Genomic DNA, 17,805 nt, shown 5'->3' with positions numbered 1-17,805 from the left:
AGGAATATGCATGAACAGCAATAGGTTAGCGCCAGTGAAAGCACACTAGTTCAAAACATTAATACTTTACTAAGATGATTTGCTCGCGAAATGCTTAGAACGTTGGAATTTGAGCAAACCAGAAGGTCTTCGGGTACACCTGAATCCCCGCAATTGCGATTGCAATCCCGTATGGAACGCCTGCTTTTCTGTCATGCAATCTTAAGAGCCATTCCTGCCCCTGCATGAACTGCGGAAAGTACGGAACCCTACGCAAGGCCAGGATAACCAGTGTTAATGCTCCGCCATAAATGCTGGTCAGCAAAATAAAGTCCAGCATGTTCATCGAGAGACCGAGCCAAAGAGAGATTGCAGCGAGGAACTTCACATCACCGCCGCCCATAACACCGAGCGCGAACAGACCGAAGCCGACAACCATCACACCGAAGCCGAGTGCGAAGCTCATGCCAACCTGTACTAGGGACAATTGCAATAAGAAGGCCAAACTGACAAAGGCAACGACTATAATCAGGTTGAGCTTGTTCGGGATCGTCATTGTGAAAAGATCAAAGAATGCGGCGATTGCAAGCAGCAATGGAAAAATGATCAATAGTCCATTTGCAATCATGTCGTGATCTCCCCCACAAATACCCTGCTATGGTTTTGCAAGGGTAATTCCAAAGAAGGCCTTAACACTTGGTAGTTTTGTCTCGCTAAAATTCATTTATTTACAAATTTAATTATTTGGCTTCACCAGTTCCCACAATTGAAGATCACGCTCGGCTGCGTTTGGCTGTGATGTAGCATTCTTAGCAATAAAAGAGGCACTGCTGAGCGTTGGTGCGGACACCATGGCAAGAATCGCCAGAGCGATGAGGCCAGAGATGAAGCTGAATTCAATAGTCGCGCTGCCCAGATCTCGCTGGAACAAACCTCGGATTATGGAGAGCATCAGGTCACAACTTAATTGTTATAGTTGTGTTTGATGCTACTCCTTGCAGCTAAACCTTAGATTGATCTGCGCACTCAACTTCTTCCGGTATTTGGCACTCTAAACTAAGGTTTCATCAAGAAACAGGCGAACTTAATACCCGACTTCCAAATCGACTAGGTTCTCGAGCGCTTCACCTCGTTCAAAGCCCTTGATTTGCTGAGCAACATATTCGGAGAGAGCTTGCGGGTCGCTCTCAGCTGCCACATGCGGTGTGATGATGCAATTTCTCTGCTGCCAGAGAGGACTTGTGTCAGCCAGAGGCTCGATTGCGAACACGTCAAGGCTGGCACCTTTGAGCTGGCCGGATGTCAAAGCTGTGTCGATCGCAGCTTCATCCTGTGTCGCACCACGTCCAGCGTTGATGTAGACAGGCCCTCCTAATGCGCCAGATTGAGACAACATGGCCAATCGCTCTGCATTGACCAGCTTGTGCGTGGCAGGTGTTGAGGGCAACAGATTGATCAGGATGTCAGTACGATTAAGGAACGTCTCAAGCTGGTCTTCACCGGCAAAGCTTTCAATGCCGTCTGCGTCTTTTGGCGAGCGAGACCACCCGGCAACGTTGAAGCCCAGCGCTTTGAGGGCCTTTGCTGAATCCAACCCCAGCTCGCCAAGACCCAGAATACCAACGCGTACGTCCTTTGCCGCCCACTGCCTGTGTCCATTCCAAACACCTGCTTCTTGCTGGGCGGCATAAGTTAAATGTTGGCGATGGTGGAGTAACGTTTGGAAGACCACCCACTCTGTCATGCGGCTGGTGAGGTCTGGGTCAACAATCCGGACCAACGGGAGCTTGGGGAGTTCCGGCAATGAGGTCAGATGATCGACACCTGCGCCCAGTGAAAAGATCACCTTGAGGTTTGGCAGGGCAGAAAAGACGGCAGGGTCCGGTTTCCAGGCAAGGAGATATTCTGCTTTTTCGGGCTCAGCGACGCCGCCGTTCCAGCCCTCAATCTTTCGATTGGGAAGAAGTGCCTGCAAACGGTCGATCCACTCAGGTTCGTTGAAGCTTTTGAGAGATAAGACCAGGTTCATGAGGCACTCCGTTGTTGAGCGTATTTTTGTTTGAGAACCAGCAGGCCCATCTCACAAATACGTTGTAATATATCAATCTGCGATTTGTTTTATTCAGAGTCGACGAATTCAGCAAGCTGTTGGCGCTTACGATCGACGACGAGACGTGTGACATCCGGTCGGCTGTAATGGCCGGTCGGGTCAAAGAGTTGGCGATCAGCCCGCACCAAGGCGTGATCCAGTTCTGCTGTGATCAGGAGTTCTTTGCCTACCTGTGGTGCGACCACCCACGATCCATCAGGCGCAGCGATACAGGACCCACCATCAGCGAGAAACTCACCACTGTTTTCGAGTATTTCTGCTAGTTCTGGCGTATCTTTTGGAAAGTCTGCAGCACGCATCAGCCCTGAGACTGACAGCACGTAGCTTCTGCTTTCTTTGGCAACAAAACGTGTTGGATCCTCTGTGTTCCGCAGGCCGCCCGGCCAGACGGCGACATGCAGGTCTTCTCCTTGCGCATACAGGGCGACGCGTGACAAGGGCATCCAGTTTTCAGCGCAGTTCAGGCCACCAACTGTAAAGCGGCCCAGCGGATGGACACGCAAACCGTTGCCATCTCCCGGTGCCCACGCAAGACGTTCTGCATAGCTTGGCTGCAGTTTACGGTGCGCAGAACCGATCTCTCCGTTTTGGTCGATGTAGACCAGCGTACAATACAGACTATGCCCGCTTCTGTTTGCTGCCCTCTCCATAACGCCGAGATACACGGAAATGCTGTGTTTCTTCGCCGCTTCACAGACAGCATTCAGATGACCATCCTCAATCACTACGGCTTGATCAAGGCATTTGGCGTACATGGCTTTTTGCTTTGGGTCATTGAAGCGTGCACCGTCTGTGCGTTCAATCCAAAACGGATAGCCCGGCACCAGTGTCTCTCCAAATGCAACAAGTTGGCAGCCCTGCTTGCCAGCAAGCTCTACCGCATCAATCACTTTGTCCAAGGTCGCTTCACGCTTCAACCAGACTGGAGCGATCTGCGCGAGGGCGACTTTGATTTTGTCAGATGCGGACGGGTCGTGAGATAAATGCGTTGCTTTCAAAATTTCCATAATTCAATACTCAGCTTGCAGATGCGAAGATCACACTCGGGTTTGGCGGGGCTGCAAACAACAGAGTCTATCATTCAGGCACTGAAGCACGTCAGCACCACCTGCTTTGAGATTCTGTTGTTTCAGATCTTGATCTTACTATGAGGCAGGGGTGCCTGTAGCTGGTCGTATCCCTCAACTTTACTGAATTTTTTGAGAGACAAAACCTAAGCTAATCAAAACCCTGCCCCAATCAATCTTCCTGAGTACTTAATTTTATTCAGCGTCGATGAAATCCGCGAGTTGCTGACGCTTCCGATCAACGACCAAGCGTGTCACATCTGGTCGGCTGTAATGGCCCGTTGGGTCAAAGTTCTGGCGTTCACCACGCACCACGGCATGGTCCAATTCTGCTGTAATCAGAACTTCCCTACCGACTTGCGGCTCAACAACCCAAGACCCATCTGGCGCAGAGATGCAGGAGCCGCCGTTTGCGAGAAAGTCATCGCTGTTCTCAAGGATCTTGGCAAGTTCCAGCGTGTCTTCCGGGAAATCTGTTGGGCGCATGAGGCCAGAGACTGAGATCACATAGCTTCTGCTTTCTTTGGCAACAAAGCGGGTTGTGTCTTCGGTGTTGTGTCGCCCACCCGGCCAAACGGCAACGTGAAGGTCTTCTCCTTGCGCATAAAGGGCAGCGCGAGACAGAGGCATCCAATTTTCGAAGCAATTGAGGCCACCCACGGTGAAGCGGCCCAGCGGATGAACACGCAAGCCGTTGCCATCCCCCGGCGCCCAGGCAAGGCGCTCCTCGAAGGTTGGTTGCAGTTTGCGGTGCGAGGAGCCGATCTCACCGTTCTGATCGATGTAGACCAGCGAACAATAGAGACTATGACCACTTCTGTTTGCAGCACGCTCCATGACACCGAGATACACAGCGATGTTGTATTTCTTGGCAATCGCACAGATGCCATCGAGATGGCCGTCTTCAATCACTACGCCTTGCTCAAGGTATTCCGCGTAAATCGCTTTTTGCTTTGGATCGTTGAAACGTGCCCCGTCGGTGCGTTCAATCCAGAACGGGTAGCCCGGGACCAGTGCTTCGCCGAAGGTGACAAGCTGACAGCCCTGTTTGCCTGCGAGCTCTACTGCATCAGCCACTTTTTTCAGTGTTTCTTCTCGCTTCAACCAGACCGGAGCGATCTGTGCGAGCGCGACTTTGATCCGGTCAGATTCGGCAGGGTTTTGTGTTGTATGTGTTGCTTCTAAAATTTCCATGGGGATCTACTCAGGTTGCGAAAATGTCAGAGTCACTGGCGAATGCCTTGAATTCGAGAGCATTGCCCGAGGGATCTTTGATGAAAAAAGTTCCCTGCTCTCCCGGTTGCCCTTCGAACCTGATTTTCGGTTCCAGCAACCATTCAATAGTTTCATGTGTTTTCAGTCGATCAGCAAGCGTCTTCCATTCATCCATTGGCAAAACAACGCCAAAATGAGGAATGGGAACTGCATCTCCATCAACAACGCTAGTGACTCCAAGGGGAAATTGTGATTTTTCACGAAGGTGGGCGGACATCTGGTGTCCAAACAAGTCAAAATCGACCCATTTGCCTTCAAGTTCACGGCCCTGTTTACATCCAAGCACGCCCATGTAGAACGCTTTGGTTTGTTCCAGATCATCAATCGGAAATGCCAGATGGAATGGACGCGCCATGTTCAGCCTCACCTTACTTTCAAACGAGAATCCGTATTCTGATAGGGGCACTGAGGGCCACTTACCTAGAATAGGCTCTATACCCAAAACTCATGTTGGAGTTGTTTTAAACTACGTAAAACCTCATAGATAGACCAATGACAGTCACATAGACATGAGTTAAACTCATAGTATGAGCCGACATAGTCTTTCGATCACTTCGCAGATCCTTGCCGTTCTTCCTGTTTTTGATGCAGCAGCACGGCATGGGAGCTTTACTCGCGCTGCACGGGAGCTTGGCATCACGCAAGGGGCTGTATCCCGCCGCATTCAGAATCTAGAAGAGCAGCTGGGGTTGGTGTTGTTTTCCCGTCAGGGAAAAACGCTAGCACTTACTCAAGATGGGTTGCTGCTGAGCCAGAAGGCTAAGAACGCGTTGAAACTGGTGGAGGATCTTGAGCATGAGCTGAAGGGTTCTGTCTCTGGTCAGCTGCGTATCGGCACGCTGCCCTCACTCGGCAATCTCTGGTTCATGGAACGGATCAAAGGCTTTAAGCGGGCCTATCCCGCCATCAGCGTTGATCTTGTTACCATTCCAGCCGACTTTTCAGCTGGTCATAAGGATCCAGTTAACTGGGATCCATCCAGTGTGGATGTGGCGCTTACTGTTGGGCGTGGCAGTTGGCCTGCTCTGGAAAGCCACCGGATTTGTGATGAAGAGATGGTTTTGGTTTGTCACCCAAGCCTTTTGGGAGAAGCAAAACCGGAGAGTATAAAAGACCTTCTGGGTCTGCCCCGCCTCATTCATTCCACCCGGCTTGGCAGTTGGGAATACTGGGCGGAGGCACATAAGCTTTCAAGTTACTTGCCCGGAGATGCCTCCCTCTCCTTTGAGCACTTTTTCATGGTTCTGGAGGCGGCACGTCAGGGGCTTGGCCTTGCCTTGCTTCCTTCATTGCTGATTGAGAAAGATCTGGCAGATGGAACGCTGATCGAGCCAGTCCCTGCACGGCATGTGACAGGGAACACCTATTACATCGTTGGGAGTTCAGCTGCCTGGAGGCGTCCGGCCGTGGCTGCCTTGCGTGATCATCTACTACAGATCGAGTAACTGCTTATCGCCGATCAAACTGAAAGGGTGATGGCAACTCATCTTCTGCCAGGTGTGTTGTTTGTGGGGCTTGAGAGACGGATGATGAGACGTGGTCTGTTGCTTTGCCGCCCAGTTGCATCTCATCGATCTTGCGAGCCCGGTTACCGATTTTGTCGCCTGAGATCATGATCTGGTCCAGATCCTTGTTGGTCTGCGCAAAGTGGTTTTGCAGTTTGGAGACACGCTCCGTCAGACGGCCAACATCCAGCAGGAGCTTACCAACTTCAGCCTGAATGAAGTGAGCCTGTTCACGCATGCGGGCATCGCGCAGCACAGACTGGATCACCTGCACAGCAAGGACAAGCAGAGACGGCGATACGATGACCACGCGCAGGCGGTGGGCTTTCTGCGTCAGGTCCGGGAAGCCTTCGTGGATCTCCGCAAAAAGGCTCTCGGAGGGAACGAACATCAGCGCTGTGTCCTGCGTCTCACCTGGAAGCAAGTACTTGCCTGCGATGTCTTCCAGATGCTTGGAGATATCCTTTCGGAAGCGAGCAGCAGCTTCTTTCAAGTCTTGCTTGGTTTCGGCATCCTTGATTGCGGCAAAAGCTTCCAACGGGAATTTGGCATCCACCACCAGCGGTGGAGCGCCTGTGGGCATATGGATCAGGCAGTCGGGTCGGGAGCGGTTGGAGAGTGTGCTTTGAAACGAGAAGCTTGTTGGAGGCAAGGCGTCATCAATGATTGCCTCCATACGCCCCTGACCGAATGCGCCGCGGGTTTGTTTGTCGTTCAAAACCATCTGTAGGTCAGTCACCTGCCCTGCCAGCTCACCCATGGTTTTATTCGCTTTGTCGAGCAGTGCCATACGTTCTTGCAGGCCCGTGAGGCTGGCATGGGTTTGACGATGGGTTTCCAGAACAGAGGCACCCAGCGTTTTTCCAAGACCATCCAGACGATCATTCACCACACGCATGAGATCTGACTGACGGGAGCCAAACACTTCCGCCATGGTTTGCATGCGGCCTGTCATTTCACCCTGAGAGCGCACTAGGTTTGCCAAGGCAGCTTCGGTATCCTCTGCCCGCTTTTGCTCCAGCACCGATGTACCACGCACTCTGTTCAGTTTTGCCCGCAGGCTCATGATCCAGATGAGCAGCAAAAGGAAAAAAAGGCCTCCAGTAACTATGGTTGCCTGAATATATGAGAGGGTGAATGCACCGTATGTGAAGACTGTCTGTTCCATGAAACAAACATAGAACACTTTGCAAGACCGCGATACCTCTCAGCTTTCTTGGATGCACTGCAACCCACATCCTTCAATTGATGGGGAGTATCCATTAAATGCTGCTAGCCAAAAGCCTATGGTCAACGGCTTGGCAAAGTTCTCATAAGAGGATATGAAGCCTAAACAACACTATCAGCTGGCCTCACGTTGAGCAGACAGCTTTGCAACGAGAACAACTTCAAAAGTAATTATGACGATTCGCGAGATAAAATTTGTCCCGGAAAACTGCCTTCGCGAGAAGTGCGCTCCGATTGAAGACATCAACGACGAAATCAGAAAACTTGCCGACGATATGCTGGCGACCATGTATGACGCGCCGGGCATTGGCCTTGCAGCAAGTCAGATTGGTGTTTTAAAGCGCATGTTCGTTCTTGATGTTGCAGAGCGCGAGAGCGAAGAAGACGATTCCGTTGAGAAAGAGCCAATGGTGTTCATCAACCCAGAGATCACATGGTCATCTGAGGAGAAGAGCACTTATCAGGAAGGTTGCCTGTCCATCCCTGGCGTTTATGAGGATGTTGAGCGGCCAAGCGAAGTGCGCGTTTCCTTCCTCAACATTGAAGGCGAGAAGCAGGAAATTGAAGCTGGCGGTTTGCTGGCCACCTGCATTCAGCATGAGCTGGACCACCTGAACGGTGTGCTGTTCATCGATTACCTGTCCCGACTGAAGCGTGACCGGATCGTGAAGAAGATGATCAAGCAGGCAAAACAAGCCTGATCAACTCAGTACTGCAACCGGAATAAGCGGCCTTCTTTGGAGAGCCGCTTTTTTTGTTGTTTTTTCCTTGTCCTTCCCTACCAGCTGACGCATTAAGTCTGGAACACAAGAATTAAAGCCAGGCAGGTCAGCTATGTCATTGCGCGTCATCTTTATGGGTACTCCTGATTTCTCCGTTCCAACTCTCTTTGAGATTGTCGGGCAAGGTTGGGATGTGGTCGCTTGTTACTCGCAGCCCCCACGCAAAGCCGGACGCGGTATGGAGCTGAAGAAGACGCCGGTGCATGAAGCTGCTGAAAGCCTTGGCATTCCTGTCTTCACGCCAACCTCCCTGAAAAGCGAAGAGGAACAGGAACGGTTCCGCTCGTTTGAAGCTGATGTGGCTGTTGTTGTGGCCTATGGCCTGTTGCTGCCAAAAGCCATTTTAGAAGGCACTGAGCACGGCTGTCTGAATGGCCATGCCTCTTTGCTTCCACGCTGGCGCGGTGCTGCCCCGATTAACCGGGCGATCATGGCTGGTGACAAAGCCTCCGGTATTCAGGTGATGCAGATGGAAGAAGGGTTGGATACTGGCCCTGTGTGCATGTCTGAAACCGTTGCGATTACTGAAGACATGACAGCAGGCGAGCTGCATGACCGTCTGTCTGCTTTGGGCGGCGATTTGATGATGCGTGCGCTGTCTGCTCTGTCTCGTGGCGGCCTTGGGTCTACACCTCAACCTGAAGAGGGCGTGACCTACGCCAAGAAGATCCAGAAGAGCGAGACGCGCATTGACTGGTCTTTGCCAGCTGAGCAGGTGCACAATCACATTCGCGGCCTTTCTCCATTCCCCGGCGCATGGTGTGAGATGGATTTGGGCGGCAAGAACTCTGAGCGCGTGAAAATCCTGCGCAGCAGTGTCGCTGAAGGTTCTGGCGCTGCTGGAGAGGTCCTGGTTGTTGATGAGACCACGCTGACGATTGCGTGCGGTTCTGGCGCTATCAAGCTGGTTCAGGTTCAACGGGCGGGCAAAAAGGCGATGTCTGCTGATGAATTTTTACGTGGCTCTAAGCTTAGTGCTGGAGACACGGTTTCCTAACCCTGTTTAATCAGATAGGCTTTTCTTAAGAAACATCAGGAAGCACGGAGGCATCATGGTTGAGTTCCACCAGATTGGAGAGGATCAAGTTGGTCTCCGTACGCCTGAAAAGAATGACGAGCCTGCGATTTTGTCTTTGCTCGTCAAAGCCTTTGGGCAGAGCAACGAAGGACGCCTGGTTGAGCGACTGCGTGCTTGTGGTGCGCTGGTTCTTGAACGGATTGCGACAGACGATGACGGCAAGCTGCTCGGCCACCTTGCATTTTCCCGTGTGACGGGAACGGGAGAAGGACACCGCCTGAAAATCAGCTGTCTTGCACCGGTTTGCGTTGATCCATCCTCTCAAAACAAAGGCGTTGGCACAAAGCTCATTCAGGAAGCATTGGATGACTTGCAGGGACTGGGGGAAGACCTGGTTCTGGTGTTGGGGGCTCCTGATTACTACTCCCGCTTTGGTTTTGACAGCGAACTGGCCAAGAAGGTGCAAGGACCATATGCCGGGCCAATCTTCATGGCATTGCCTTTTACGCAAGCAGGACGAGAAGACCTGCCGGTTGAAGTTACCTATGCCACACCTTTCCGAGAGTTCGAGTAGGTTCCTTTACGCCTCGCTGTCGGGTCTGGCCTTGCCCATTCAAATCTGATAGTACAGCGCAAAATTTCAGAGATATCCTGCAGGTTCATGCCTGCCTCACGCCCTGCAAACTGGCTTACAGTCTGCTTGCCTAACCTTTGCAAAGAACAAGAATGCCGCGTTACAAAATTACCATTGATTATGACGGACGCCCTTTTGTTGGCTGGCAGCGTCAGGACAACGGGCCGACAGCCCAGGGTGTTATTGAGCGCGCAATCAAGTCCTTCACGGGTGAGACAGTGACCATTGGTGGTGCCGGACGCACGGACTCTGGTGTGCATGCGACCGGACAGGTGGCGCATCTGGATCTTGCAAAGGATTGGCCTGCGGAAACCGTGAAGAATGCGCTGAACTTTCATGCGCAACCGGACCCTGTTGCTATTCTGGCTTGTGAAAAGGCAGGTCTGGGCTTTGACGCCCGGTTTTCAGCAATCCGCCGTCATTATCGCTTTAAGATCGCAAACCGTCTTGAGCCGCTGACACACGACCTTGGGCTGGCATGGCATGTGAAGCCTGAGCTGGATGCGGAGGCCATGAACGACGCTGCGCAAGTGCTGCTGGGTCATCATGATTTCACGACCTTCCGCCATACGCGTTGTCAGGCAAAGAGCCCGTGGAAGACGATGGAACGCATCTGCGTTTATCGTCAAGGCTATCATGTCTTCCTTGAATGCAGCTCCCGCTCATTCCTGCACAATCAGGTTCGTTCCATGGTGGGTAGCCTTCGTCTTGTGGGTGAAGGCCGCTGGACTAAGGACGATCTGAGAGCGGCACTGGAAGCCTGTGACAGACAAGCGTGCGGGCCTGTTGCTGTGCCTGAGGGGCTGTATCTTACGCAGGTCGATTATCGCAGTCCAGAAGAGGATGAAGCATCGTTCCTTGCCTATCAGGACAGCTTGAAAAACGTTGGCGCTGATGAAGCCCCAGCGGATGAAGAAGATTAAGTCTCTCTTCAATCCGTTAAGTCGTTAGGAAACCGGAGGCCGTCCACCTCCGGTTACACAAGGCCTTACTTTTCTTCGAATGACACGACCCGTTTGTAAAGATGCCATGTAGTGTGGCCGAGCACTGGCAATGTAACCAGCAAGCCGACAAACATAGGGATCATTGAAGCCATCAATATCGCTGTGATGAGCAATCCCCAGCCCACCATGATCACCGGACTTCCCGTCACCACCTTGAAGCTTGTGATCATTGCAGTCACGAAATCCGCTTCTGTATCCAGCAGCATCGGGAATGACACCACACTGACTGCGAACAGCAGCATGGCGAAAAACGCTCCGACAAGGTGACCAGCCAACAGAAACAGGAGACCATCAGAGGTCTCAAAGATCGTCTGCGCAAACTGCAGAAATGTGCCGTAGCCCTGCATTCCCAAAAAGAGGGCCAGCAACAGGTGGACCTTAAACATCCATAGGAACTGGATGAAGATGACGACAAAGGCCATCCAGGCAATTTCGCCGCGGCGTTGCTCCCACATCAGCGTAAACAGGCCGCTCATGCGCGGTGTCTCGCCTGTCTGCAGTCGTCTGGAAACCTCATAGAGCCCCAAAGCTGCAAATGGTCCCAGAAGCAAGAAGCCACAGGCCAGTGGGTAGCTGATGTAGCTCATGTCCACCCAGAACGAGAGCAGCGTGACCAGTACCCCTCCGACGACAAAGAAGGCACCAAAGGTCAGGCCAATAACCGGCGTCTTCACAAAGTCCAGAATTCCAAGCTTCAGGGAGCTTGTTATATCCTCCAGAGTAACCTGACGCACGATCGGTTTCGCCAGTTTGTGCTGTGAGTTTTGCGCACCCGCAGGCACAGTCAGATGATTGTCTGACATTCCGTCCCTCCCAATTTTCCTCCACGTTAAGTGTGCGCGGAAACTGGGATGAGCGCTACTGAAAATTTAAAGGGGTGCGTGAAAAATAGGTATTATTACGCAAATAGTCGGTCAAGCGACGCACTGATCAGGATGGAAAGCACCAGATCCAGAACCACCAGACCAATCGAGATTGAGAAGCTGCAGTCCCCTGCAACACGGGCAATCTGGAATCTGTACCACAGCACCCACCCGATGATCGGGAAGGTCAACATGATCAGCAGTTCTGAGGGAATGAGCCCCGCCATATAAAGCAGATACAGCAGCGTCTGCGGGAGCAGGATGATGAGCGTGCTCCAGTTGCGGACGATGATGTATGGCCCGTAGTTGCGTTTCAGCCCTAACGATCCAGCGAGAAGCCCAACAACGATCGGGAATGTGACCCAGTCGACAAACAGGGAGAGGAACTTACCGAAATACAGCTGGAAGCCCCCAGCAACCATCTCAGTGCTCTCTTGTCCCTGCGTGGTGAAATGCTCAACCATCAACGCATGCTCTGCGATCAGGCTCAGCAGATAAAACGGAAGCAGAAGGAAGATGACCAGAAAGGAGCGCCAGAAGCCATCTGCAGACAGATCAAACTGCTGCAACGCTTCCGTCTCGCCCTTCATAATCCTCCAGGATGCAATGCAGGACTGGCGAATTTCCTGTGTGCCAAGAACCATCACAACACCCTGTTCCTTATTAGCTTATGCCTGAAAGTAATCTTGCAGGAAGCGGAGGTAAATGTCTGCGAGCTGCTCGATGTCAGCCACAGCAACGTGCTCATCAACTTTGTGCATGGTCTGACCAACAAGGCCGAACTCGACTACAGCACAGTAATTCTTGATGAAGCGTGCATCTGAAGTTCCGCCGCCTGTAGACAGCTCTGGTGTGCGACCAGTGACCATCTTGATGGAATTGGATAGGGTCTGGATCAACGCTTCATCATGTGTCAGGAAGCTGTCGGTGGCTTCTCTGGCAAACTCAATGCTCCAGTCAAGACCGTCCGGGGCCGCATCATTCAGAAGTTTCTCAATGTGCTGGCTCAGAGAGCTGACAGACCACTGATCGTTGAAGCGAATGTTGAACTTCGCCATGACGTGGGCTGGAATGACGTTGGTTGCGGTGTTGCCGACATCAACCGTGGTGATTTCCAGATTGGATGGCTGGAATCGCTCATTGCCTTTGTCCAGCTCAACCTCAGCAACCGCACTCAGAAGTTTGAGCATGCCCGGGACCGGATTGTCCGCAAGGTGCTGATAGGCAACGTGGCCTTGGGTTCCGTTAACTTTTACTGTGCCTGTCAAAGATCCGCGACGGCCAACTTTGATCGCATCTCCCAATGCATCCGGATTGGTTGGTTCGCCAACGATGCAGGCATCGAAAACGTGTCCCTGCTCTTTGGCCCATTCCAGCAGTTTAACAGTGCCATTGATTGCCGGTCCCTCTTCATCGCCTGTGATCAGGAAGGAGATTTGGCCGGGAATTCCATCTGGATGCGCTTTAACGTAGTCGATTGCTGCAGCGGCAAACGCTGCTACGCCGCCTTTCATATCTGCGGTTCCGCGGCCATGAAGCATGCCATCTGCGATGGTGCCGTCGAACGGACCGTGGGTCCAGGCTGCTTCATCTCCAACTGGCACAACATCAGTGTGGCCTGCAAACACGAAGTGTGGTTTGCCAGAGCCAATGGTTGCAAACAGGTTCTCGATGTCGGGCGTGTTCTCGTCGGAGAACATCACGCGGGAGACGTTGAAACCGGCGTCAGCGAGCAGCTTTTCAAGCGTGGTGAGAGCACCACCTTCAGCTGGGGTGACACTTGGACAGCGGATTAGGTCGCGGCAGATCTGTACCGCAGGAGAAAGCGTATCAGTCATGCCTCGAGATTTAGCTGTGCTGTGCCTGATGGTCAATCACGAGTTGCCAGCACTTCGTGATATTCACTGGCACATAGCAACGCAAAATCTCAACATAAACGCTTATTTTTTGCGTTGTAATGGGCGGGTGTTGGATGCCGGACCGTATTTGTTCGGGCCTTCCTGGCTCTTTAGGAAACCAACAATGATTGGCACCAGAAGGTTCAGGAATGGCAAGAAGAGTGTCAGCGCAACGAAACCAGTGACACCACGGTCCTGTAACCGCTTGATCACCAGCATGAACACCATAAAGTTTGCGATAAGCAGCAAGGGGTACAGCAACGGATTTGTAGTCAGCAGGTCACTGTAGGCCTGTGCCAGTGTGAGATCTGATGTTCCGTTTTCGATATAAGTATCGGCAAGCGAACTTGTGGCGACATTCACTGCGATGGATAAAACACAGAAGATCAGTGCCGTTGCCAGCCAGTAGACGCCTTTGGAGATGCGTCCAAACGGATTGCAAAATAACCACAGAAGGCTTGTTTTTCTTAGATTTTGCTCTGGCATTCTTTGATCACTTAAAGCAGCCGCCTTTCGTCAGACTGGCTGTGCTGCTCTAATCCCTCGTGGTCTCGCGTGTTGTTATCCGTAAACCGTTCCCCACCTTACGGGAATACGCTTTAAGAAATTTCAGTTCGCAAGGATGTACGCATATTGTGGGCCGCTTTCAAGAGGGGCATTGCGGCAAGACACAAGTGGCGGGAAAGATCTTTCCCCGTCACTACATAAAACATAGGTTTCTGAGCGTGTTAGCTGATTAGGAGCCAACCTTCACAGTATCGAGATATCCGCTTAGTGCTTTGGTGCAATTGATGCCCAGATCCCCAACAGCGTATCCGCCCTCCATCACAAACAAGGTTGGCTTACCTAGTTTGGCAATGCGGGCACCGATTTTTGTGAAATCTTCCGTCTTCAGCTTGAACTGAGAGATCGGATCATTCTCATACGGATCCATGCCCAGAGAGACTATGATGACATCCGGCGCAAACTTCTCGATGGAGTGGCAGGCGTCTTCCATCGCCTCCTCCCACTGAGCCCATGCAGTGCCGTGTGGCAGAGGATAATTGTGATTGTACCCTGCGCCCTCTTTCAAGCCCCGCTCATTCGCATGGCCGAGATAATAAGGGAACTCAACCTTCGGGTCTGCATGGATGGAGAGGAACTGTACGTCAGCGCGGTCATAGAAGATTGCCTGAGTACCGTTGCCATGGTGATAATCCACGTCGAAGACCGTGACCTTGGCAACGCCTTGATCTCGCAGGTATTGCGCGGCAATCGCTGCATTATTCAGGAAGCAATAGCCACCATAAAGGCGACGGTGTGCGTGGTGGCCCGGAGGACGACAGAGTGCGAAGGCGGAGTTATCACCTGACAGGATCAACTCCGCCCCTGTCAGAGCGGTTTCCGCACTTTTGCGCGCTGCGACCCATGTGTGTTCACCCATGGGCGAGCCTGCATCGAACGAGTAAAAACCAAGCTTTCCGTCGATGTGATCGGGCACAATGTCATGTCTGAGACCATGTACGGGCCAGACGAACGGGAAGACCTCTTCTACTGTGCGCCCCTCTGCCAGCCAAAGCTTCCAGAAATCCTGCAGAAAGGTAACATAATCTGCATCATGTACTTTGAGGATTGGGTCCAGAGAAAACTCATTTGGTGTAAGCACCTCACCGAACTGCGCTTTTTTGAGGTGCGCAAGAACAATTTCGGCACGAGACGGGACCTCATTGGCAGGAACCAACTGCCCATCAGAGATTTCTTTGGTCGGGGCATGCAACAGCTGATCAGGTGAGAAAATGGTCTTCACTGTTATCGTCCTTTACAACAACTGATGTGCTGTCTCTCCTTTGCACATCAGATGAAACGGTACTCGGTTACTTGTAGATAGTGCTCAGTGGGTTGAAGCGTGGAACACGCAAATTCTTCATGGTTTGGACTGTCTGGCCAGCATTGAGGTTCCAGACACAGGCCCGCTCTTGGGCCATACATTTTGCCGCCAAAGCCCGGAACCGGGGTATTGAGGGAACTGCCGTCATAGAACTGGATGCCGGGCTCTGTTGACCAGACTTCCATCTTGAGCTCGGTCTCAGGCTCAAACACCACAGCGGATAGCTCAGGCTTTTTCAGACGGAACTGCCTGAGGCAAAAATTGTTATCGAAGCGTGAATCCTGTGCGTCGGCAATCTCGCGCATCTCACGGAAATCATAGGGTGTTCCTGCCACATCAACGTTTTCACCAGTCGGGATCAGCTGATCAGAAACAGGGAGGTAAGAGCGCGCAGGAATCATGATCCGATGCCTGGTAACATCCTCATGATCGCCCAGATTGAAGTAGCTGTGGTGCGCCGGATTCAGCAGGGTTGGCTTGTCTGTGGTGCCGGAGAATTCGATGCGCAGCGTGTTGTCTTTGGTCAGGGTATAGCGGCAGGTGATCTGGACAGTGCCCGGATATCCCTCTTCGCCATCCGGAGATTCCAAAGAGAGCAAAACACTGTCCTCGCTGGCTTCTTCAATGGTCCAGATCCGATGGGCGAAGCCTTTGTGCCCACCGTGCAGGTGATGTCGTCCGCCTTCGTTCACAGAGAGCTGAAATTCTTCAGAGCCAATTGAGAAACAACCGCTTGCGATGCGGTTGGCGCAGCGGCCTGCAGTCGCGCCCATGTGCGGGGAGTGGAGTTCATAGTCGCGCAGATTGTCAAAGCCGAGCGTCAGGTCGCGATCTCCCAGTTGCAGTCTGCGAACTGTGGCGCCATAGGTGAGGATGCTTGCGGTAAGGTTGCCGCCATGCAGTGTCACTTCTTTGACAATTTCCCGGTTTTCCAGTTCACCGAAATCACGAATAGCCACTGCTTTCCCTTTCCATTGCAGACCTGCCTCCCCTCAGGTCATTCATTCCATACCAACCTCCTATGAAACGAGAATTAGTACAAGCAAGACAAAAGGATACCGCCAGTCTAAGAGCAGCAGAAAGCAGGGTTTATTTTTTTGGTTATCTTGGCGCGATCACGAGTTCTTTGTTGCCGAGCGTGATTTTGCCAAGCCTGTTCAACGCAGACATCCCTAAAAGCACCTGTGAGAGCGCTTCATCTTTAAGGATTAGGCTTTTAACGTTGCGTATATGAATTGAACCCAGATAGAGATTTGAAATAGAGGCTGATGCCCCCGATGTGATGCCGTTTGCAGTGCGCACTTCGACAGTGAAATCTTCGTTGCGCACCCTTATGCCAGCCTTACGTGCGATGCTGTAAGGTATGGCGAGCAAACTTGCACCCGTATCAATCAGAGCTGAGGTCTTGTGACCATTGATCTTGATGGTCGCCATGAAGTGGCCGTTGGGAGACTTGCGAATTCTGGTGATGCGTTTTGAGGTTTTCTGAGGTTCGTTTACACTCTGAGATTCGTGCACCTCAACGACGCCCAGCAAGCGCTCTTCGAGCACCTTGGGCACGATCAACGCGACACAAATGACGACAACCATGACCCAGATATAACGTTGCACGTGCGCCCCCACATCTTCTGGGCACCACAACATCCCGGTCTTTCGCCGTGTTCAGAGATCACTCAGTGTTTTGCCCATTACTTTTCATAGGTATACAGCCGAGCCGAAGAAAAAGGCAAGAATTCTAATTAAAAACCTAAGATTTCCGGAGATCTACCTAGAACTCAGGTACAGGCAATTGCCGCAGCAAATTCTGACAGTCGAGTTCGGTTGAGGCGACCATTTACACGCACGCCGCTGCAAACATCTACGCCGTAGGGTTTTACAGTCTCAACTGCCTCGATGATGTTCTGAGGGGTTAGTCCACCGGCAAGGAATACCGGAATATCGAGTTTCTCGACAATATGGCGGCTTAGATCCCAGTTGTGAGTTCGGCCTGTTCCGCCGAGTTCATTTTCTGAAGGGCGGCCTGAATCGAGCAGAACCGCATCTGCAACGCGGCTATATTCCTGTGCGATTTCAAAGGAGTACTCGTCTTCAACATGAACAACTTGCACAATACGTGTGCAGGCAGGCAGGTCCAGACGCAGTTCCTGATATTCGCCCGGATCAATTGGTTTGACAATTTGAACCGTGTTGGTGCCACAGGTGAGCACATGCTCGACGATGTCTTTTGCTGTGGTACGTGATGTGAGGAGCCAGGTTGCTACAGCTGGCGGGACTTGCCGGGCAATATTGAGAATGAGGTCATCTTCGATCACACCGGGACCGGACGGCATGTGGGCAACAAGACCGACAGCATCGGCGCCGCAAGCAACAGCGGTGGCTGCTTCACCCGAAGTTGAAATACAGCAAACCTTCAAACGGGTACGAGCTTTATTTGGCATTCCATCATCCCCTTGCGCGCATGACCTTACAACACGGTCTACACCTCATAAAGGACGAATACACAGTTTTGAGATGCGTATCGTCTCCGGTATTTCTGTCTGTATTTCTTGAGGATGCCTTCAAGAAAAAAGCGCCAG

Annotated in this window: 20 protein-coding genes; 5 read left to right on the top strand and 15 right to left on the bottom strand. The window is 52.0% G+C overall.

Annotated elements, in window-relative coordinates:
- Positions 1–94: 94 nt before the first annotated feature.
- The 6 genes from PsAD46_RS05420 to PsAD46_RS05395 all read right to left on the bottom strand — a co-directional run bounded on the left by PsAD46_RS05420 (position 95) and on the right by PsAD46_RS05395 (position 4,786).
- Entirely contained in the window at positions 95–607 is a 513-nt protein-coding gene (locus PsAD46_RS05420; protein WP_063306336.1) for a prepilin peptidase, read from the bottom strand.
- 108 nt (positions 608–715) lie between these two features.
- Positions 716–931 (bottom strand): hypothetical protein, encoded by a 216-nt coding sequence (locus PsAD46_RS05415; RefSeq protein ID WP_063306335.1) that lies wholly within the window; start codon positions 929–931, stop codon positions 716–718.
- Positions 932–1,063: 132 nt separating this feature from the next.
- Complete coding sequence (locus PsAD46_RS05410; protein WP_063306334.1) at positions 1,064–2,008, bottom strand: glyoxylate/hydroxypyruvate reductase A; 945 nt, start codon at positions 2,006–2,008, stop codon at positions 1,064–1,066.
- A gap of 89 nt (positions 2,009–2,097) precedes the next feature.
- Complete coding sequence (locus PsAD46_RS05405) at positions 2,098–3,096, bottom strand: carbon-nitrogen hydrolase family protein (RefSeq protein ID WP_063306333.1); 999 nt, start codon at positions 3,094–3,096, stop codon at positions 2,098–2,100.
- Positions 3,097–3,351: 255 nt separating this feature from the next.
- Positions 3,352–4,350 (bottom strand): carbon-nitrogen hydrolase family protein, encoded by a 999-nt coding sequence (locus PsAD46_RS05400; RefSeq protein WP_063306332.1) that lies wholly within the window; start codon positions 4,348–4,350, stop codon positions 3,352–3,354.
- 10 nt (positions 4,351–4,360) lie between these two features.
- Entirely contained in the window at positions 4,361–4,786 is a 426-nt protein-coding gene (locus PsAD46_RS05395; RefSeq protein ID WP_063306331.1) for a VOC family protein, read from the bottom strand.
- 172 nt (positions 4,787–4,958) lie between these two features.
- On the opposite strand from PsAD46_RS05395, the gene PsAD46_RS05390 reads away from it, so the two are divergent.
- Positions 4,959–5,876: a LysR substrate-binding domain-containing protein gene (locus PsAD46_RS05390; RefSeq protein ID WP_063306330.1), complete on the top strand. Its 918-nt coding sequence runs from the start codon at positions 4,959–4,961 to the stop codon at positions 5,874–5,876.
- A gap of 4 nt (positions 5,877–5,880) precedes the next feature.
- Here the strand turns inward: PsAD46_RS05390 and rmuC are convergent, their stop codons facing one another.
- Positions 5,881–7,104, bottom strand: a complete 1,224-nt coding sequence (gene rmuC / locus PsAD46_RS05385; RefSeq protein ID WP_208981678.1) for a DNA recombination protein RmuC — start codon at positions 7,102–7,104, stop codon at positions 5,881–5,883.
- A 232-nt stretch (positions 7,105–7,336) separates the two neighbouring features.
- Between rmuC and def the strand changes: the two genes are divergently transcribed.
- The 4 genes from def to truA all read left to right on the top strand — a co-directional run bounded on the left by def (position 7,337) and on the right by truA (position 10,520).
- Positions 7,337–7,864, top strand: a complete 528-nt coding sequence (def, locus tag PsAD46_RS05380) for a peptide deformylase (protein ID WP_063291349.1) — start codon at positions 7,337–7,339, stop codon at positions 7,862–7,864.
- A gap of 139 nt (positions 7,865–8,003) precedes the next feature.
- A complete protein-coding gene (gene fmt / locus PsAD46_RS05375) occupies positions 8,004–8,942 on the top strand; it encodes a methionyl-tRNA formyltransferase (RefSeq protein ID WP_208981696.1) in 939 nt (312 codons plus the stop codon).
- Positions 8,943–8,997: 55 nt separating this feature from the next.
- Positions 8,998–9,537, top strand: coding sequence for an N-acetyltransferase (locus PsAD46_RS05370; RefSeq protein ID WP_057464171.1), 540 nt, complete (start codon positions 8,998–9,000; stop codon positions 9,535–9,537).
- Positions 9,538–9,689: 152 nt separating this feature from the next.
- Entirely contained in the window at positions 9,690–10,520 is an 831-nt protein-coding gene (gene truA / locus PsAD46_RS05365) for a tRNA pseudouridine(38-40) synthase TruA (RefSeq protein ID WP_063306327.1), read from the top strand.
- A gap of 65 nt (positions 10,521–10,585) precedes the next feature.
- On the opposite strand, the gene PsAD46_RS05360 is transcribed toward truA, so the two are convergent.
- The 8 genes from PsAD46_RS05360 to PsAD46_RS05325 all read right to left on the bottom strand — a co-directional run bounded on the left by PsAD46_RS05360 (position 10,586) and on the right by PsAD46_RS05325 (position 17,667).
- Complete coding sequence (locus PsAD46_RS05360) at positions 10,586–11,404, bottom strand: DUF2189 domain-containing protein (protein ID WP_063306326.1); 819 nt, start codon at positions 11,402–11,404, stop codon at positions 10,586–10,588.
- A 95-nt stretch (positions 11,405–11,499) separates the two neighbouring features.
- The gene (locus PsAD46_RS05355) at positions 11,500–12,108 is read right to left on the bottom strand and encodes a hypothetical protein (protein WP_057464174.1); all 609 of its coding nucleotides are present in this window, start codon (positions 12,106–12,108) and stop codon (positions 11,500–11,502) included.
- Positions 12,109–12,132: 24 nt separating this feature from the next.
- A complete protein-coding gene (dapE, locus tag PsAD46_RS05350) occupies positions 12,133–13,302 on the bottom strand; it encodes a succinyl-diaminopimelate desuccinylase (RefSeq protein WP_063306325.1) in 1,170 nt (389 codons plus the stop codon).
- A 102-nt stretch (positions 13,303–13,404) separates the two neighbouring features.
- Positions 13,405–13,848, bottom strand: a complete 444-nt coding sequence (locus PsAD46_RS05345; protein ID WP_057464176.1) for a DUF805 domain-containing protein — start codon at positions 13,846–13,848, stop codon at positions 13,405–13,407.
- Between the two features lie 250 nt (positions 13,849–14,098).
- Positions 14,099–15,148 (bottom strand): histone deacetylase family protein, encoded by a 1,050-nt coding sequence (locus PsAD46_RS05340; RefSeq protein ID WP_063306324.1) that lies wholly within the window; start codon positions 15,146–15,148, stop codon positions 14,099–14,101.
- A 47-nt stretch (positions 15,149–15,195) separates the two neighbouring features.
- A complete protein-coding gene (locus PsAD46_RS05335; protein ID WP_063306323.1) occupies positions 15,196–16,188 on the bottom strand; it encodes an aldose epimerase family protein in 993 nt (330 codons plus the stop codon).
- Positions 16,189–16,330: 142 nt separating this feature from the next.
- Positions 16,331–16,840, bottom strand: a complete 510-nt coding sequence (locus tag PsAD46_RS05330; protein WP_208981677.1) for a TIGR02281 family clan AA aspartic protease — start codon at positions 16,838–16,840, stop codon at positions 16,331–16,333.
- Between the two features lie 164 nt (positions 16,841–17,004).
- A complete protein-coding gene (locus tag PsAD46_RS05325; protein WP_063286760.1) occupies positions 17,005–17,667 on the bottom strand; it encodes a phosphoribosylanthranilate isomerase in 663 nt (220 codons plus the stop codon).
- Positions 17,668–17,805: the final 138 nt, after the last annotated feature.

Origin of the sequence: Pseudovibrio sp. Ad46, from assembly GCF_001623065.1 — a bacterium.
Taxonomy (GTDB): domain Bacteria; phylum Pseudomonadota; class Alphaproteobacteria; order Rhizobiales; family Stappiaceae; genus Pseudovibrio.
Note: the sequence above shows the minus strand (reverse complement) of the source record. Positions and strands in the feature narration are given on the sequence as shown.

Bases quoted from the DNA above. Each gene is read 5' to 3' on its own strand.
- PsAD46_RS05400 (WP_063306332.1), bottom strand. From the start codon at position 4,350: ATGGAAATTTTAGAAGCAACACATACAACACAAAACCCTGCCGAATCT.
- PsAD46_RS05415 (WP_063306335.1), bottom strand. From the start codon at position 931: ATGCTCTCCATAATCCGAGGTTTGTTCCAGCGAGATCTGGGCAGCGCG.
- PsAD46_RS05355 (WP_057464174.1), bottom strand. From the start codon at position 12,108: ATGGTTCTTGGCACACAGGAAATTCGCCAGTCCTGCATTGCATCCTGG.
- dapE (WP_063306325.1), bottom strand. From the start codon at position 13,302: ATGACTGATACGCTTTCTCCTGCGGTACAGATCTGCCGCGACCTAATC.
- PsAD46_RS05390 (WP_063306330.1), top strand. From the start codon at position 4,959: ATGAGCCGACATAGTCTTTCGATCACTTCGCAGATCCTTGCCGTTCTT.
- PsAD46_RS05370 (WP_057464171.1), top strand. From the start codon at position 8,998: ATGGTTGAGTTCCACCAGATTGGAGAGGATCAAGTTGGTCTCCGTACG.
- rmuC (WP_208981678.1), bottom strand. From the start codon at position 7,104: ATGGAACAGACAGTCTTCACATACGGTGCATTCACCCTCTCATATATT.
- PsAD46_RS05410 (WP_063306334.1), bottom strand. From the start codon at position 2,008: ATGAACCTGGTCTTATCTCTCAAAAGCTTCAACGAACCTGAGTGGATC.
- PsAD46_RS05360 (WP_063306326.1), bottom strand. From the start codon at position 11,404: ATGTCAGACAATCATCTGACTGTGCCTGCGGGTGCGCAAAACTCACAG.
- def (WP_063291349.1), top strand. From the start codon at position 7,337: ATGACGATTCGCGAGATAAAATTTGTCCCGGAAAACTGCCTTCGCGAG.
- PsAD46_RS05420 (WP_063306336.1), bottom strand. From the start codon at position 607: ATGATTGCAAATGGACTATTGATCATTTTTCCATTGCTGCTTGCAATC.
- PsAD46_RS05405 (WP_063306333.1), bottom strand. From the start codon at position 3,096: ATGGAAATTTTGAAAGCAACGCATTTATCTCACGACCCGTCCGCATCT.
- PsAD46_RS05345 (WP_057464176.1), bottom strand. From the start codon at position 13,848: ATGCCAGAGCAAAATCTAAGAAAAACAAGCCTTCTGTGGTTATTTTGC.
- PsAD46_RS05395 (WP_063306331.1), bottom strand. From the start codon at position 4,786: ATGGCGCGTCCATTCCATCTGGCATTTCCGATTGATGATCTGGAACAA.
- PsAD46_RS05325 (WP_063286760.1), bottom strand. From the start codon at position 17,667: ATGCCAAATAAAGCTCGTACCCGTTTGAAGGTTTGCTGTATTTCAACT.
- truA (WP_063306327.1), top strand. From the start codon at position 9,690: ATGCCGCGTTACAAAATTACCATTGATTATGACGGACGCCCTTTTGTT.